This is a genomic window from Stenotrophomonas chelatiphaga, assembly GCF_001431535.1.
GTDB lineage: Bacteria > Pseudomonadota > Gammaproteobacteria > Xanthomonadales > Xanthomonadaceae > Stenotrophomonas > Stenotrophomonas chelatiphaga.
Genome location: NZ_LDJK01000127.1, coordinates 1 through 658 on the forward strand (window position 1 = coordinate 1; position 658 = coordinate 658).

1 pseudogene is annotated in these 658 nt (G+C 69.1%); it reads left to right on the forward strand.

The annotated features are described in order from the left end of the window. Positions 1-278: 278 nt before the first annotated feature. Positions 279-602, forward strand: a pseudogene (locus ABB28_RS17420) (DUF4126 domain-containing protein); the annotation flags it as partial. Between the last annotated feature and the right edge of the window lie 56 nt (positions 603-658).

The window sequence follows — 658 nt, forward strand, 5'->3', positions numbered from 1 at the left end:
GCGCGGCGGCCTGGCCGGGCATGCGGATCTGGACGCGCGAAGGCGGACGGTTGTTCATGGCAGGTCTCCGGAGCATCGTTCAGTGCGATGCAGGCTCGGCCTCGGCGGATCAGTCGGGGCCATTGTAGTTCAGGACGCAGGCGACACTGGCCGCGGCCCCCGATCCGGCCTGTGGCATTCAGCCTCTCCATCACCGATAGTGCAGCCTTCGAGCGTGCGCACGTGCCGGCGGTCGCCCTGCCGCCGGCGTGATCACGTTCCTGACCGGAGCCTGCGCCATGACCGACGCCCACCTGTTCGTGATCGGCATCCTGCTGGCCTGGCTGGCCGGCATCCGTGTCTATCTCACCGTGTTCGGCGTCGGACTGGCCGGGTTGCTGGGCTGGGTCGACCTGCCACCGGCGTTGCAGGCCACCGAATCGTGGTGGGTGCTGGGGACCTCGGCGGTGCTGGCCGTCGCCGAATTCTTCGCCGACAAGATCCCCGGCGTCGATTCGGCGTGGGACCTGCTGCAGACACTGGCCCGCGTCCCCGCAGGCGCCTTCCTGGCCGCCGCCACGCTGTCGCCCGATGGCGACCTGGGCACCGGGACGTTGCTGGCCCTGTCCCTTAAACCCCACTGACGCTGCCGACGCCCCCTTACGTGTCCGTTTAAGAG